This is a genomic window from Pedobacter psychrodurus (assembly GCF_004331735.1).
Classification (GTDB): Bacteria; Bacteroidota; Bacteroidia; order Sphingobacteriales; family Sphingobacteriaceae; genus Pedobacter; species Pedobacter psychrodurus.
This window is the reverse complement of sequence record NZ_SJSO01000011.1, coordinates 55,880-69,342: the sequence shown is the minus strand read 5'-3', so window position 1 is coordinate 69,342 and position 13,463 is coordinate 55,880. Positions and strand designations below refer to the sequence as shown.

Below are 13,463 nucleotides of genomic sequence, written 5' to 3'. Positions count from 1 at the left end.
AACATGCACAAAACCGTTGTTATCGATATCGTAGCCTTATCTGCTTCCGTAATTGGAGCACATACACCTTTTCTTAAGCAATATATTGCAGAGCACCACATAACTACTATAGAACCTTTATTGCCGGCAGTTACCACAGCGGTACAGTCGAGTTATCTAACAGGTAAGTATCCTTCAGAAAATGGTATTGTGGGTAATGGATGGTACGATCATGCGGATAATGAAATTAAATTCTGGAAGCAGTCTAATAAACTGGTGAATGCCGAAAAAATATGGGATCAGGCTAAAAAGGAAGATCCGAATTTTACCTGTGCCAATATGTTCTGGTGGTACAACATGTATTCGACAGCCGATTTTTCGGTAACACCACGACCAAATTACCTTGCCGATGGCCGTAAATTGCCCGACTGTTATTCGCAACCGGCCGAACTGCGCGACCATTTACAAAATAAACTGGGGCAGTTCCCTTTATTTCAGTTCTGGGGGCCAGGCGCAAATATTAAATCAACGAGATGGATTGCAGATGCCTCCATGGAAACCGAAAAGCTGCATAATCCTACGCTTACCTTAATTTATTTGCCCCATTTAGATTATTGTCTGCAAAAGTTTGGCCCTGAGCTCGATAAAATCAGTACAGAACTGAAAGAAATCGATCAGGTAGTAGAAGAATTGGTGCGTTTTTACGAAAGCAGGGGCGCACGCATCATTCTGCTTTCTGAATATGGTATTGCGCCTGTAAATAACCCGATCCACCTTAACCGTTTGTTCAGGGAAAACGGTTTAATTCAGATTCGCGAAGAAAGAGGGTTGGAGTTACTCGATCCTGGTGCTTCTAAAGCATTTGTAGTGGCTGATCATCAGGTTGCACATGTGTACATTAATGATAAAAGTGTAACTGAGCAGGTGAAGGCTTTATTGAAAAATGTCCCTGAGATTGAATTGGTACTTGATAAGGTAGAACAGGAGAAACACCACATTAACCACGAGCGTTCTGGCGATTTGGTCCTTACTGCAAAAGAAAACAGCTGGTTTACCTATTATTTTTGGCTTGATGATGCTAAAGCGCCAGATTATGCGCGGGTAGTTGATATCCATAAAAAACCAGGTTACGATCCTGTAGAAATGTTCATGACCTCTAAATTAAGAGCAGGATACAAACTTTTAAGGAAAAAAGCTGGTTTCCGTTATGTGATGGATGTAATTCCACTTGATGCTACGCTGATTAAAGGATCGCATGGTAGCATTAATGTAGCCGATAAATTTAAACCTGTTCTGGTTACCTCAAAAGCAATTGATAAAACCTTATATGCACCGGATGTTTATCAGGTTATCTGGGATAGTTTAGCAGATTAAGTATTTTGCTTCTTAATTTCGTCATTGCGAACTGAAGAGAGGGACTTGCGTAGGAGTGAAGCACCTGCGAAGCAAGCTTGAATACCATTAAAAGATTAAACTACAAATGAAAAATCTTTTTTGATAAGAAATACATAATAGATTGCTTTACCGATGAATCGGTACAGGCTGGCTCGCTCATATCCAGCCTCGCAATGACACGATATTTTTAAGTTTTTTGTGTTTCGGTCTGTAAGGACACAGACCGAGGCGTTAGCATTACGTCATTCCCAAACCGATAGCTATCGGTTTGATTGGGGATCTTAATGCCAAATACTGGACGCTTTAAGATTCCCGCCTGCGCGGGAATGACGTGTCTGGTAGAATTGAGGATAAATAGTTTACAAAAGCGCCCTATCCAAGTGTACATAACCACCATCTACATGAATCAATTGGCCTGTAGTATGACTAGATTTATCTGATAATAAGAATACAGCCATGTTGGCAATCTCATCCACACTGGTCATCCTGTTTTCGAAAGGGATTTTATCGGTAATATTTTTAAGTTTTTCATCACGATCTTCAAAAGAGTTAATCCATTTCTCATATAGCGGAGTCCAGGCTTCAGCAACAATAATCGCATTAACACGGATGCTGAAGGGCAATAATTCTACTGCCCACTCGCGAGTTAAGGCATTTCTGGCACCGTTCGATGCCGCATAGCCAGATGTTCCACCTTGTCCGGTTTCTGCAGTTTTGCTACCGATATTTAAAATCGAACCTTTACTCTGTTTAAGAGCAGGTAGGGCGTGTTTGGCTAAAAGGTAATAATGCACTACGTTTTTGTGTAGCGATTCCATAAAACCTTCGTAAGTGCCGCTTTCGAGGCCAACACCATCGTTAACACCTGCATTATTTACTAAGCCATCTATTCTGCCGTATTTTGCTACTATTGCATCAACAATGGTTTTGCAGCTGTCTGGCACTGTGAGTTCTGCCGTGAAATAATCTGCTTTTAAGCCTAAATCTGTTATTTCCTGAAGCATTTTCAGGTTATCATCTTCATTTCTGCCAATAATAATGGGGAAAGCATTTTCAATGGCCAAAGCCTTCACAATTGCTGCGCCAATGCCTTTTGCACCACCACTTACCAAGATTATTTTGCCGTCTAAATTTAAATTCATATTTGGTTAATATTTTTGTTTGAATTAATTCATTACCAATTCGATAGCTATCGGATTGGTAATCTTGATAATGGGTGCTTTAAGATTCCCGCCTGCGCGGGAATGACGGATTTACGCTAGGACTTTCATTTTACCTTATCCATCTTCCCTCATTTAAAGGCTTACACCTCTTTTCCAAGGGATAAAGTCATCCTGATTGAGCTGTACAGCTTTAGGGATTTCGTCACCGCTGGCTACTTTAATACAGTATTCCAATATATCTTCGCCCATTTCGTTAATGGTTTTTTCGCCATTAATCACTGCTCCAGTGTCGATATCGATAATATCACTCATGCGTTTAGCCAAAATCGAGTTGGTAGCCACTTTAATGGTTAGGCAAACCGGATTTCCTGTTGGCGTGCCCAAACCAGTAGTGAATAAAATTAAAGTTGCTCCGGCAGCGGCTTTACCTGTGGTTGCTTCTACATCATTCCCTGGGGTACATACCAAACTTAAGCCAGGTTTAGTGGCAGGTTCTGTATAATCTAAAACATCTACAACAGGAGAGGAACCCGCTTTACGTGCAGCACCTGCCGACTTAATCGCATCTGTAATTAAACCATCTTTAATATTGCCTGGAGAAGGATTCATGTAGAAGCCAGAACCAACTTTATGTGCCAAATCATCATATTCTGTCATTAAACGGATGAATTTTTCGGCAGTTGGCTGATCAACAGATCTATCGATCATTTCTTGTTCTACACCACAAAGCTCGGGGAACTCGGCCAATAAGACCTTGGCTCCTAAGGCCACCAATAAATCGGCACAATAACCAACAGCTGGATTGGCTGAAATACCACTAAAACCATCGCTACCACCACATTTTACACCCACACACATTTTGCTTAGCGGCGCTGCTGCACGTTCTTGTTTATTAATAAACATCAATCCTTCAAAAGTACTGCGGATTGAATTTTGGATCAATTGCTCTTCGCTTTGTGCTTTTTGCTGCTCGAAAATTAAAAGTGGTTTATCAAAATCAGGATCAAGTGCAAACAAGTCGCGTTTAAAATCTTCTACCTGCAAATGCTGACAGCCTAAACTTAAAACCGTAATACCAGCCACATTGGGATGATGGGCATAAGCCGCTAATAACTTGCTCAGCGTATCAGAATCCTGACGTGTTCCGCCACAACCACCATTATGCGTGAGGAATTTAATCCCATCCACATTTTTAAAAGTGCGGCTAGCTTTATCTACTTTAGGTTCAAAACTTATACTATTGATGTCTTCTCCATTTTCGTAGGCCTGAACCAGTTTGTGGGTATACGATTTATATTTATCATCTACCGCATAACCCAACTCACTATAAAGCGATTCTTTAATGATATCCAGATTTCTGTTTTCGCAAAACACAGTTGGGATAAACAACCAGTAGTTTGCGGTGCCCACTGCGCCGTTTTTACGATGATAACCATTAAAACTGCGGTTGGCATATTTACTTACATCAGGTGCCTCCCATTTGTAATTAACATTGCGATAGGTAAATGGCTCTGCCGCATGTTTGGTATTCTCTACATTCATCCGCATGCCAGCTTTTACATCAAATTGTACCTTTCCAACTAAAACGCCATACATCATTACCTCATCGCCTGCTTTCATATCCTGCATAAAAAATTTATGCTTGGCAGGGATTTCATCAACAGTAACGTAGGTATTTCCTTCATGCAGTATTTTGGTGTCTTTAGGTAAATCTTGTAACGCAACCAAAACGTTATCAGCATTGTTAATCTTGATGACTAATTTCTTCATTGTCAATTTTATACTTCTAAACTAATTTCTTTTTCAATGTGATTGGGTTTCCATCCTTTCCAACCAAAGTAGAAAACCACTAAAAAGCATACAAAAGGTACTAAATATCCATATTGTATATTATGGGTTGCGTCTGATATTAAACCTAATATCGGTGGTAAAAAAGCGCCACCAACAATAGACATCACAATTAACGACGAACCCAATTTTGTATCTTTACCCAAACCTGCTATACCCAATGAGAATATGGTTGGGAACATGATCGACATAAAAAAGGCGACACCGATTAATGCATAAACGGTAATCATTCCGCTTGCAAAAATAGATACGAGGGTAAGAAGAGCACTGATTAATGCATAAAGCATTAACAATTTATGTGGAGCCACATATCTCATAAAAAATGTTCCTGCAAACCTGCCCAGCATAAAAGCTAAACCTGCTGCACCCGAATACCACGCTGCTTGATCCTGACTGATACCTGCAGATGAGGTGACGAAACTGATAAATAAACTCAATACACAAACCTGTGCACCAACATAAAAAAACTGCCCAATTATGGCCCAGCGCAAATGGCTATGGCCTAATACATGACCAAAACTGCTTTTTTCTTTTGAGTTTTCGTCTTCTTTAATGTCGGGTAGTTTGGTGAAAATAAACAAGATGGCTACTACAATAATTAAAATACCCAGGATTAGATAGGGCGCTTTAACCGTTGATGCTTCTTCGAGTATGTAAGCTTGTTTTTCTAAAGGAAGTAACTTTGCCAGTTGGGCATCTGTATACTTAGCTTCGGTAAAAATAAATTTACCGCCCAGTACTGGTGCGATAAAAGCCGCGAATCCATTAAACGATTGAGAAAAATTTAAACGTTGGGTAGCTGTTTCTGGCGGTCCGAGTACAGTAACGTACGGATTTGCAGCGGTTTCTAAAAAAGTTAAACCACAGGCGATAATGAAAAGTGCACCTAAGAAAAATATATATTGTGCGGTATTGGCTGCTGGGATAAACAATAAACAGCCGATGGCAAATAAAACAAGGCCCAAAATGATCCCGCTTTTATAACCATACTTGCGCATGATGTAGCCCGCAGGTAGCGCTAATAAAAAATAAGCGATAAAGACAGAAGAATCGACCAAGGTAGATTCGAAAACGTTTAACTGAAAAGCTTTGCGTAAATGCGGAATTAATACAGGATCGAGATTGTGGACAAAGCCCCAGAAGAAAAATAGACTGGTGACCAAAATTAATGGGAGTAAGTATCCCTTGCCATTTTTTGGCGTATCGGATACCTGAAAGTTCGTTGATGGAGTGTGGCTCATGTTTTATTTGGTTATAAATGGTTTAGGCAGGTTCTGCTAAAATAAAAATAGTTAAACTTCTGGCGCCAATGTTTTTGGTTAGTTGTTGCTTTACAAATTAAACCGTTAAGCGTTAATAAAAATTTAACTTTATGATCTAATTATTAAATGATATTGGCTCAATTTTTTACATTGCAAAATAATTTTGCATATTAGATTGATTTTTTAAGATTTTATGAAACCGCATTTACTTAATGTATCTACTAATTCGGTAGATTCTTTTAGCGCTCGAAGAGATATTATGCCCGATATAAACAACCGTTGGCATTACCACGCTGCATTAGAATTAATCTACGTTAGAAAAGGCAGAGGAACGCAGTTTATTGGCGATAGTATTAAAAATTTTAAGGATGGCGATGTTGTTTTACTTGGAAGCAATTTGCCCCACTACTGGCGCTTTGACCCTGAATTTTTTGATGAAACCGCAGGTGAACCAGTTGATGTTTATGCGATTCATTTTAAGGAGGATTTTCTGGGTAAGGATTTTCTCGACCTTCCCGAAAATCAGGAGATCAAAAAAGTCTTGCTGCAATCGCGGCAGGGCATTCAGCTACAAGGAACTTCAAAAGAGAGAATTGCTGATTTAATGCCACAGATTATTGAGGCTACGGGTACGATGAGGATTATAAAAATACTCGAGGTATTAACTGAAATAGCCAATTGCGAAGAAAAAAACATATTGGTTTCGCTAGGGTTTAAACCAAACTTTTTGGAGAACGAAAAAGACAGGATCCAATCTATTTATAACTATACCATCAGCAATTACAAAAATAAAATAGAGCTAAAGGAAATTGCTGCGGTAGCTAAAATTAGTCCCAATTCGTTCTGTAAATTCTTTAAAACTAAAAGTAGAAAAACTTATACACAGTTTCTGAACGAGATTAGGGTAGGGCAGGCTTGTAAATTATTGATCGAAAACGATCTAACCGTGAAAGAAATCTGCTACGACTGTGGGTTTTACAATTTTACCAGTTTCCATAAATATTTTAGGGAGATAACTGGCAAAACGCCATTGAAATACCAGCAAGCATTTTCGAAGCAATAATATTTTTGATGTTTAGTGCAACTAACAACCATTCATAGCCCCGATTGCACGGAAAGCCCGGAGCGAAGCATGAGTAAGGACTTGGAGTAAAAGCGGGACAGCTGCTTACTAAGAACCACAGGCTTTGCGCTTCAAATAGCCAAGAAGGTTGTATCATAAATATTGAATTGTCATCCTGAGAGGTTAGTTTTTGACAAAAACGTTGGAGTGATAAAGAAATTATGCGATGAATCGTCATTCCCAACTCGATTGGGAATCGTAATGCTTTTATAGGATTTGTAGGTTGCATTAAGATTAGCTTCGCTGAGCACTTCGTGGTTCCCGTCTGTGCGGGAATGACGCCTACCTTACTATAGCCTTTCATTTGTAGCGCAGCGAAGAATCTACTGCTTTTAACTATATCCTTTAAGAACAAGTATTGACTTTGATCATAGCTTTTAGAAGTATTTTTTTACTGGTTAAAGATTCTTCATTACATTCAGAATGACAACCATATTTGGTTCAAATCTACCTCACCTGAAATTTATCCCTATACTGCGTTGGTGTCATCCCGACTGATTTTCTGAATACTTTTCTAAATGCTTTTGCATCGTTGTAACCGGAGTTATAAATTACCTCTGTCATTTGCTGCGCAGTTTGCTCTAATAATTTTTTAGCGGCTTCGATGCGGGTTTGTTGAAGATACTCGATAGGCGTAATACCGATTACCTGTTTAAAGCGACGCACAATATTTCTTCTACTGGAAGGAATATCTTTAATCATTTCTTCAATGGTGGCCACATCCTGGTAATTGTTTTCAATTTTTTCTTGCGCAGAGGCAACAATATCATCATTGTGGTGGCGGATAGGCTGGAAGGTGCTAAAGTAAGATTGGTTTACGCGGTCCATATCGATAGCAAAAATCTTGGCTACCTTAACGGCCATATCTTTTCCGCAATGAAGCTGTAAAAGGTGCAGCAATAAATGAAAGGTAGAGGTTGCACCTCCACTTGTAAATAATTTTCCGTCTTGTGTTACCGTTTTATCAGCCTTTAAATGAACCAACGGGAATGCAGTAGAAAATGCAGAGCATGCATCAACATGTGTGGTAGCAGCTTTACCATCCAACAGTCCTGATGCTGCAAGTAAAAATGCACCAGTACAAAAGGTAGCAATTTCTGCTCCTGCCGTATGCTGTTTGTTTAACCATGGGATATAGCCCCTGTTGGCTCCGATGCAATCTTTAATATCGTTGGTTGCAAATGATGGAACTAAAATCAGTTCGAACTGTCCGGCTTCTTGTAATGACACGCAAGGATGCGTACTAAAATTATAATTTTTATCGTCGAGGGTAATTAAACTAATGTTAAATGGTGTTTCAAGCGCATCTTTTCTGTAAAAACCATTAACAGTATCAAATACGTCTAAAATAGCCGCTATGCTTAATAATCTGAAGTTTTGGGGCAGTAAAACACCTACTTGTATCATTTGATTAAAAATTAAGGTATCGTAAATATATAAAAATTGTCTGAAATGCCCCTTAAGATTGACTTTTACGGCAATGGTGTTCATCTGAATTAACAACTAACTTTATTCTAGTTAATTACCTAATCAATAAACGATATGAAAACCACACCAACGAGTAGCAGGATGTACGGCTTTATAGTGCTTTACGAAATGCAAACAGATTTTTTAATAAGGGCCTTGGATGGCATAGACCAAAAGGATGCCCAAAAAAGATTAGAAAAAGCAAATCATATTGCATGGATTACAGGTAGTGTTGTACATGGCCGCTATTTTTTAGCGAAATCATTCGGTATCGATATTCCCTCTATAACCGACGAACTCTTTGCCAATAACAAAGGAATTATTGATGATGCCACTTATCCATCATTGGCAGATTTTATAAAGGACTGGGCAGCAATTTCTCCAAAGTTACAAGAAGCTTTAACTCAGGCTACCGATGAGAAATTGGAAGAGAAACTCAGTATGCCCGGAATGGAGATCACGCTGTTTGAAATGATCAGCTTTAGCAGTTACCGCGAAGCGAACTGTATCGGGCAAATTGCATTGTGGCGGAGATTATTAGGATACCCTGGAATGAATTACATGTAAGCTATGGAAAAGATAATAAAAGAAGCCAACGAAACTTTGTCGGCATTAGAAAACACTTTATCAAAATTTAATACTGCGCACGTTAATGCAGTACCTTTTAAAGGAAGCTGGACAGCCGGCCAATTGGCAGAACATATGATTTTGTCTAATTCCGGTTTTCTGCAGGTAATTAATGGGCCAGTAACAGAAACTGATAAACCAGCCGATTTAATGGTAAAGGAAATTAGAAAAGATTTTTTGAATTTCAATGTGAAGTACGATTCACCTAAGGAGATTTACCCTGAAGACAGGACGTATAACCAGCCTGAATTATTGAAAAGTTTAAAGGAGATCAGGGAAGGGATATCAAATGCGGTAACTGGCTTAGATTTAACTAAAACCTGTACTGCTTATGAGCTGCCTGGGTATGGCTTTCTAACTAGGTTAGAGGCAATTTATTTCGTCATTTATCATACACAACGACACGTACATCAATTGAAAAATATTTATAACGAGCTGGATAGCAATTGATTTTAGCTAAATTTATGAGAAACAACAGGCTTAATCTACTAAATCCCTATATCGGTAAATGGAAAACAGAAGGTTTAACAAAATCGGGTGATATAATCGCTGGAACAGATACCTACGAGTGGGTTGATGGTGGTTTTTTCTTAACGCATCAGGTAGATGTAGTGCTCTGTGATAAAAAGATCCGATCGTTAGAAATTACACATTATGATGATATGGAGGATGTTTTTAGGTCGCAATCGTTCGATAATGAAGGCAATATTTCAATATCTACCCTTAAAATTTACGATGATATCATTTTAATATTTGCCGATACTGAAAGATTTAAAGGGAATTTTAAAGCCAATACCATTGAAGGAATATGGGAACAATTTGATGGTAAAAACTGGGTGCATTGGATGGATATCAAATTAACAAAACTTGCAAATGAGCAATAAGGAACGCATGCAGAAAGCAGATCAGGTTGATGATTATATGGAAAAACTCGAGCATCCTTTTAAACAGGAAATCGAACGGTTACGGAGTATCATCCTGAATTCAAATTCTAAACTACAAGAAAGAGTGAAGTGGAATTCGCCAAGTTTTTACTATATAAAGGATTTGGCTGCGTTTAATCTTCGGGCTAATGGATATGTGCAGATCATTTTTATTTTTTACGATGGAAATATGATCGAAGATTCATCTCTATTGCAAGGCAATTGGAAAGATAGGCGCGAAGCAAGGTTTTCCAGTATGGTTGATGTTGAAGCGAAACAGCCTGCGCTTGAGCAGTTTGTAAATAATTGGATTAAACTAATTGAAAACAAATCATAATTAACTATCCCCGAAGGGAGAAAACGATAAATTTGGCATTCAATGGATGGTGAATTACGATTATAATACGAAATAGTCTGGAGTCAGCAGTCTTGAGTCAATAGTCCACGGTTCATAGCCTGGCAATAATCTAAATCTCAGGTGCGATAATATAAATCCCGGGTGTGGTAATATAATAAGCGAATAGACAACATAGATGATCTTTGGCTCATGGTTGATAAGATTATGGCTATTGAGCATAAAACTATAGGCCATCAACCAAAGCGATTAACCGATTATTACACCAATGAACTAATGGCTAATTAACTAATTAACCAATAAGAACCAATAACATTTATTATTTTTAAATATAGAAACCAAAAATTAAACCACTATGAAAATTGCAGTTATTATTGTACGCGTGCTTCTGGCCGCCATGTATCTTTTTGCTTCTGTGAGCTATTTTCTTAATATCATGCCAAAGGCTCCGGAAATGACAGCGGCACAAACGAGCTTTATGACAGGCTTAATGGCCTCTGTGTACCTTTTTCCATTGATTAAAATAACCGAACTGGTTGGAGGTATACTCTTGCTTATTGGCCGTACAGCACCTTTAGCTGCACTGGTAATTTTTCCGGTTACTTTAAATATTTTTCTTTACCATGCATTTTTAGGCCCGAAAGATTTACCTATGGTTGCAGTAATGCTGCTGTTTAATTTATTCCTGTTTTATGCTTATCGGGCTAAGTACCTGCCGATCGTTTCAAAGTAAATTTTATAGTTTTTAAACTTTCTCATACTTTTTCTCTTTATTTAGTGTTTCGATATAAGGTGTAATTATTATCTTTAAAAACTAACTAGAAATAAAAAATATGAGGAAGTTACCATTTTTAATGTTGCTTTTTGTTGCTGTATCGTTTTCTGCATTTGCACAGAACAAAGATGCTGTTGTGGGCAAATGGCTTAATCCTTCAGGAGAAGGGCAAATAGAGATTTATAAAAAAGGCGATAAATATTATGGGAAATTAGCCTGGATGAAGGAACCGAATATAAATGGTAAACCTAAATTAGACGTAAAAAACCCTGACGAAAAGCTACACAAGCGTGCCTTGTTGAATCTGGAAATATTGAAAGATTTTGTTTACGATGATGGTAAGTGGACTGATGGAACGATTTACGATCCTAAAAGCGGAAAAACGTATAGCTGTAACCTATCTTTAAAAAGTAACGATGTGTTAAACATTCGTGGTTATGTTGGCATTTCACTTTTAGGACGATCAGAAACTTTTAGACGAGTAAAATAATTAATAGATGAAAAAAATTTTATGGTGCCTTTTATTGGCACCTTTTTTTTGCGCTGCGCAATCGTATTCCATTAAACCATTGAATGAAAATACCAAAACCAGTTTACGCGGGTTAAGTGTAGTATCTGATCGGGTTACCTGGGTAAGTGGGAGTAATGGATCTGTAGGAAAAACTACTGATGGTGGTATAACCTGGAAATGGTTAAAACCTAAAGGATACGAAAAAATCGATTTCAGGGATATCGAAGCTTTCGATGATAAGCAGGCCATTATTGTGGGCATTGCATCGCCGGCGTATATTCTGAAAACCGTAGATGGTGGCGAAACCTGGACAGAAAATTATAAAAATGTAGATTCTGCAATATTTTTAGATGGGGTAAGTTTTTGGGATAAAAATAAAGGGCTCATTTTTGGCGATCCTATAAATGATAAAATGCAGCTACTTAAAACCGTAGATGCTGGTAAAACCTGGCAGGATATATCTGCAAACCTTACAACTAAATTAACAAAAGGTGAAGCGAGTTTTGCAGCCAGTGGTACAACCATTAAAGCACTGCCTGGTGGCAAAACCTGGATTGCATCTGGTGGAACAGTATCCAACATTTACTTTTCACCAGATTATGGACAAACCTGGCAAGTATTTAAATGCCCGATTTTACAGGGCGAAGGCAGTACTGGTCCTTTCTCAATCGATTTTTTTAACAAAAAAACAGGTGTAACCGTTGGTGGTAACTACCTAAAAGATAAAGAAAATTCGAATAATGTACTTTTAACGAGTGATGGAGGCAAAACCTGGCAAAAGCCAAGCACACCTGTTTTAGGCTTCCGATCGGGTGTAACCTATATTAATGCTAAAACCTTAGTTGCTACGGGTACTTCAGGAGCAGATATTTCTACTGATGGTGGCCAAAACTGGAAACACATTTCTGATAAAAGCTTTAATGCTGTTCAAAAAGCTAAAAAAGGTAAACAGGTTATTCTGGCTGGGGAAAAAGGTAATATCTATCAATTGGAGATTACTAAATAAAATTTCAGTCCGATTACGTAACAGTTGTATTGATAAAGTATCTAATCAGTAAAACGATTCAATAAATAAAAAAGATTGAAGCATGGGGATTGATAAAATTTTGTTTCTTTGCTGTCAACTAAAACTTTAATTTAAACATACACACTCACTCAATGGATTTTTTGCACACGATTTTAGGTGACGATATACAGGCCGGATTATTAATTATTTTAAATTTAATTGTGATCGAAAGTTTGCTTTCGGTTGATAATGCTGCTGTTTTGGCAACCATGGTAATGGATTTGCCAAAATCGCAAAGGGAAAAAGCACTTAAATATGGTATTATTGGTGCCTATGTTTTTAGAGGTATCTGTTTGTTCCTGGCGGCATGGTTGGTACAAATCTGGTGGCTAAAACCACTTGGCGGTTTATACCTGCTATACCTGGCTTTCGATTATTTTAGAAAAAAGAATAATAAAGGCAAGGAAGAAGAAGAGGAAGTAGACAAAAGCAAAAGCTGGATTTATAAATCTACTGTTGGCTTAATGGGTAATTTTTGGGCAACTGTTGCTTTAGTAGAGGTAATGGATTTGGCTTTCTCTATCGATAATGTTTTTGCTGCTGTGGCTTTTACCGATCACATCTGGTTAATCTATATCGGCGTTTTTATCGGGATTTTGGCTATGCGTTTTGTAGCACAGGCATTTGTGAAACTGATGGAGAAATTTACCTTTTTAGAAACGATAGCATTCATCGTAATTGGTGTTTTAGGAATTAAACTTACTTCATCGTTAGTGACGCATTTCTATCCGGAATCGCCTATTTCTCATGCTATTGAAAGTGAAAAAACAGATCTTTTTGTGTCTATTTTTACAGTAGCAATTTTCATCATACCAGTAGTAACATCCATATTGTTTAACTATCCAAAAAAACACAAAAGCGATATCATAATTTCGGATGATGCCGAAAAGGTATTGGATAAATCTTAAGTTGTAAGGCTTATCTGTGATAAATCTTACAATCAAACGTTATTAATATTACAATCAAATT

General features: G+C 37.9%; 14 protein-coding genes. 10 read left to right on the top strand and 4 right to left on the bottom strand.

The window, feature by feature from the left end:
* The first annotated feature begins 3 nt into the window (after window positions 1-3).
* Window positions 4-1,353, top strand: coding sequence for an alkaline phosphatase family protein (locus tag EZ456_RS14415; protein ID WP_131531234.1), 1,350 nt, complete (start codon window positions 4-6; stop codon window positions 1,351-1,353).
* Window positions 1,354-1,733: 380 nt separating this feature from the next.
* Here EZ456_RS14415 and EZ456_RS14410 read toward each other — a convergent pair whose 3' ends face one another.
* The 3 genes from EZ456_RS14410 to fucP all read right to left on the bottom strand — a co-directional run bounded on the left by EZ456_RS14410 (window position 1,734) and on the right by fucP (window position 5,626).
* On the bottom strand, window positions 1,734-2,516 hold the full coding sequence (locus tag EZ456_RS14410) for an L-fucose dehydrogenase (RefSeq protein ID WP_131531233.1): 783 nt from the start codon (window positions 2,514-2,516) through the stop codon (window positions 1,734-1,736).
* A 153-nt stretch (window positions 2,517-2,669) separates the two neighbouring features.
* Window positions 2,670-4,307 carry a UxaA family hydrolase gene (locus EZ456_RS14405; RefSeq protein ID WP_131531232.1) on the bottom strand — a complete coding sequence of 546 codons (1,638 nt, stop codon included), beginning with the start codon at window positions 4,305-4,307 and terminating at the stop codon, window positions 2,670-2,672.
* An 8-nt stretch (window positions 4,308-4,315) separates the two neighbouring features.
* Window positions 4,316-5,626: an L-fucose:H+ symporter permease gene (gene fucP, locus EZ456_RS14400; protein ID WP_131531231.1), complete on the bottom strand. Its 1,311-nt coding sequence runs from the start codon at window positions 5,624-5,626 to the stop codon at window positions 4,316-4,318.
* A 214-nt stretch (window positions 5,627-5,840) separates the two neighbouring features.
* Between fucP and EZ456_RS14395 the strand changes: the two genes are divergently transcribed.
* The gene (locus EZ456_RS14395; protein ID WP_131531230.1) at window positions 5,841-6,710 is read left to right on the top strand and encodes an AraC family transcriptional regulator; all 870 of its coding nucleotides are present in this window, start codon (window positions 5,841-5,843) and stop codon (window positions 6,708-6,710) included.
* A gap of 507 nt (window positions 6,711-7,217) precedes the next feature.
* Here EZ456_RS14395 and EZ456_RS14390 read toward each other — a convergent pair.
* The gene (locus EZ456_RS14390) at window positions 7,218-8,177 is read right to left on the bottom strand and encodes a GlxA family transcriptional regulator (protein WP_131531228.1); all 960 of its coding nucleotides are present in this window, start codon (window positions 8,175-8,177) and stop codon (window positions 7,218-7,220) included.
* A gap of 135 nt (window positions 8,178-8,312) precedes the next feature.
* On the opposite strand from EZ456_RS14390, the gene EZ456_RS14385 reads away from it, so the two are divergent.
* From EZ456_RS14385 to EZ456_RS14350, 8 genes are all read left to right on the top strand, one after another.
* Window positions 8,313-8,804, top strand: a complete 492-nt coding sequence (locus tag EZ456_RS14385) for a DinB family protein (RefSeq protein WP_131531227.1) — start codon at window positions 8,313-8,315, stop codon at window positions 8,802-8,804.
* Between the two features lie 3 nt (window positions 8,805-8,807).
* Window positions 8,808-9,314, top strand: a complete 507-nt coding sequence (locus EZ456_RS14380; protein ID WP_131531225.1) for a DinB family protein — start codon at window positions 8,808-8,810, stop codon at window positions 9,312-9,314.
* Between the two features lie 14 nt (window positions 9,315-9,328).
* On the top strand, window positions 9,329-9,748 hold the full coding sequence (locus tag EZ456_RS14375) for a hypothetical protein (RefSeq protein WP_131531223.1): 420 nt from the start codon (window positions 9,329-9,331) through the stop codon (window positions 9,746-9,748).
* Window positions 9,738-10,124: a DUF1801 domain-containing protein gene (locus tag EZ456_RS14370; protein WP_131531221.1), complete on the top strand. Its 387-nt coding sequence runs from the start codon at window positions 9,738-9,740 to the stop codon at window positions 10,122-10,124. The genes EZ456_RS14375 and EZ456_RS14370 overlap by 11 nt, the downstream gene beginning before the upstream one ends.
* Window positions 10,125-10,497: 373 nt before the next feature.
* Entirely contained in the window at window positions 10,498-10,875 is a 378-nt protein-coding gene (locus EZ456_RS14365; protein ID WP_086545469.1) for a DoxX family membrane protein, read from the top strand.
* A 100-nt stretch (window positions 10,876-10,975) separates the two neighbouring features.
* Window positions 10,976-11,407 (top strand): DUF2147 domain-containing protein, encoded by a 432-nt coding sequence (locus tag EZ456_RS14360; RefSeq protein WP_131531219.1) that lies wholly within the window; start codon window positions 10,976-10,978, stop codon window positions 11,405-11,407.
* A gap of 7 nt (window positions 11,408-11,414) precedes the next feature.
* On the top strand, window positions 11,415-12,434 hold the full coding sequence (locus EZ456_RS14355) for a WD40/YVTN/BNR-like repeat-containing protein (RefSeq protein WP_131531217.1): 1,020 nt from the start codon (window positions 11,415-11,417) through the stop codon (window positions 12,432-12,434).
* 152 nt (window positions 12,435-12,586) lie between these two features.
* Window positions 12,587-13,402, top strand: coding sequence for a TerC family protein (locus EZ456_RS14350; RefSeq protein ID WP_131531215.1), 816 nt, complete (start codon window positions 12,587-12,589; stop codon window positions 13,400-13,402).
* Window positions 13,403-13,463 lie beyond the last annotated feature (61 nt).

Coding starts and splice junctions, on each gene's coding strand:
- EZ456_RS14405 (WP_131531232.1), bottom strand. CDS start 4,307: ATGAAGAAATTAGTCATCAAGATTAACAATGCTGATAACGTTTTGGTT.
- EZ456_RS14360 (WP_131531219.1), top strand. CDS start 10,976: ATGAGGAAGTTACCATTTTTAATGTTGCTTTTTGTTGCTGTATCGTTT.
- EZ456_RS14415 (WP_131531234.1), top strand. CDS start 4: ATGCACAAAACCGTTGTTATCGATATCGTAGCCTTATCTGCTTCCGTA.
- fucP (WP_131531231.1), bottom strand. CDS start 5,626: ATGAGCCACACTCCATCAACGAACTTTCAGGTATCCGATACGCCAAAA.
- EZ456_RS14395 (WP_131531230.1), top strand. CDS start 5,841: ATGAAACCGCATTTACTTAATGTATCTACTAATTCGGTAGATTCTTTT.
- EZ456_RS14365 (WP_086545469.1), top strand. CDS start 10,498: ATGAAAATTGCAGTTATTATTGTACGCGTGCTTCTGGCCGCCATGTAT.
- EZ456_RS14375 (WP_131531223.1), top strand. CDS start 9,329: ATGAGAAACAACAGGCTTAATCTACTAAATCCCTATATCGGTAAATGG.
- EZ456_RS14385 (WP_131531227.1), top strand. CDS start 8,313: ATGAAAACCACACCAACGAGTAGCAGGATGTACGGCTTTATAGTGCTT.
- EZ456_RS14355 (WP_131531217.1), top strand. CDS start 11,415: ATGAAAAAAATTTTATGGTGCCTTTTATTGGCACCTTTTTTTTGCGCT.
- EZ456_RS14410 (WP_131531233.1), bottom strand. CDS start 2,516: ATGAATTTAAATTTAGACGGCAAAATAATCTTGGTAAGTGGTGGTGCA.
- EZ456_RS14370 (WP_131531221.1), top strand. CDS start 9,738: ATGAGCAATAAGGAACGCATGCAGAAAGCAGATCAGGTTGATGATTAT.
- EZ456_RS14380 (WP_131531225.1), top strand. CDS start 8,808: ATGGAAAAGATAATAAAAGAAGCCAACGAAACTTTGTCGGCATTAGAA.
- EZ456_RS14390 (WP_131531228.1), bottom strand. CDS start 8,177: ATGATACAAGTAGGTGTTTTACTGCCCCAAAACTTCAGATTATTAAGC.
- EZ456_RS14350 (WP_131531215.1), top strand. CDS start 12,587: ATGGATTTTTTGCACACGATTTTAGGTGACGATATACAGGCCGGATTA.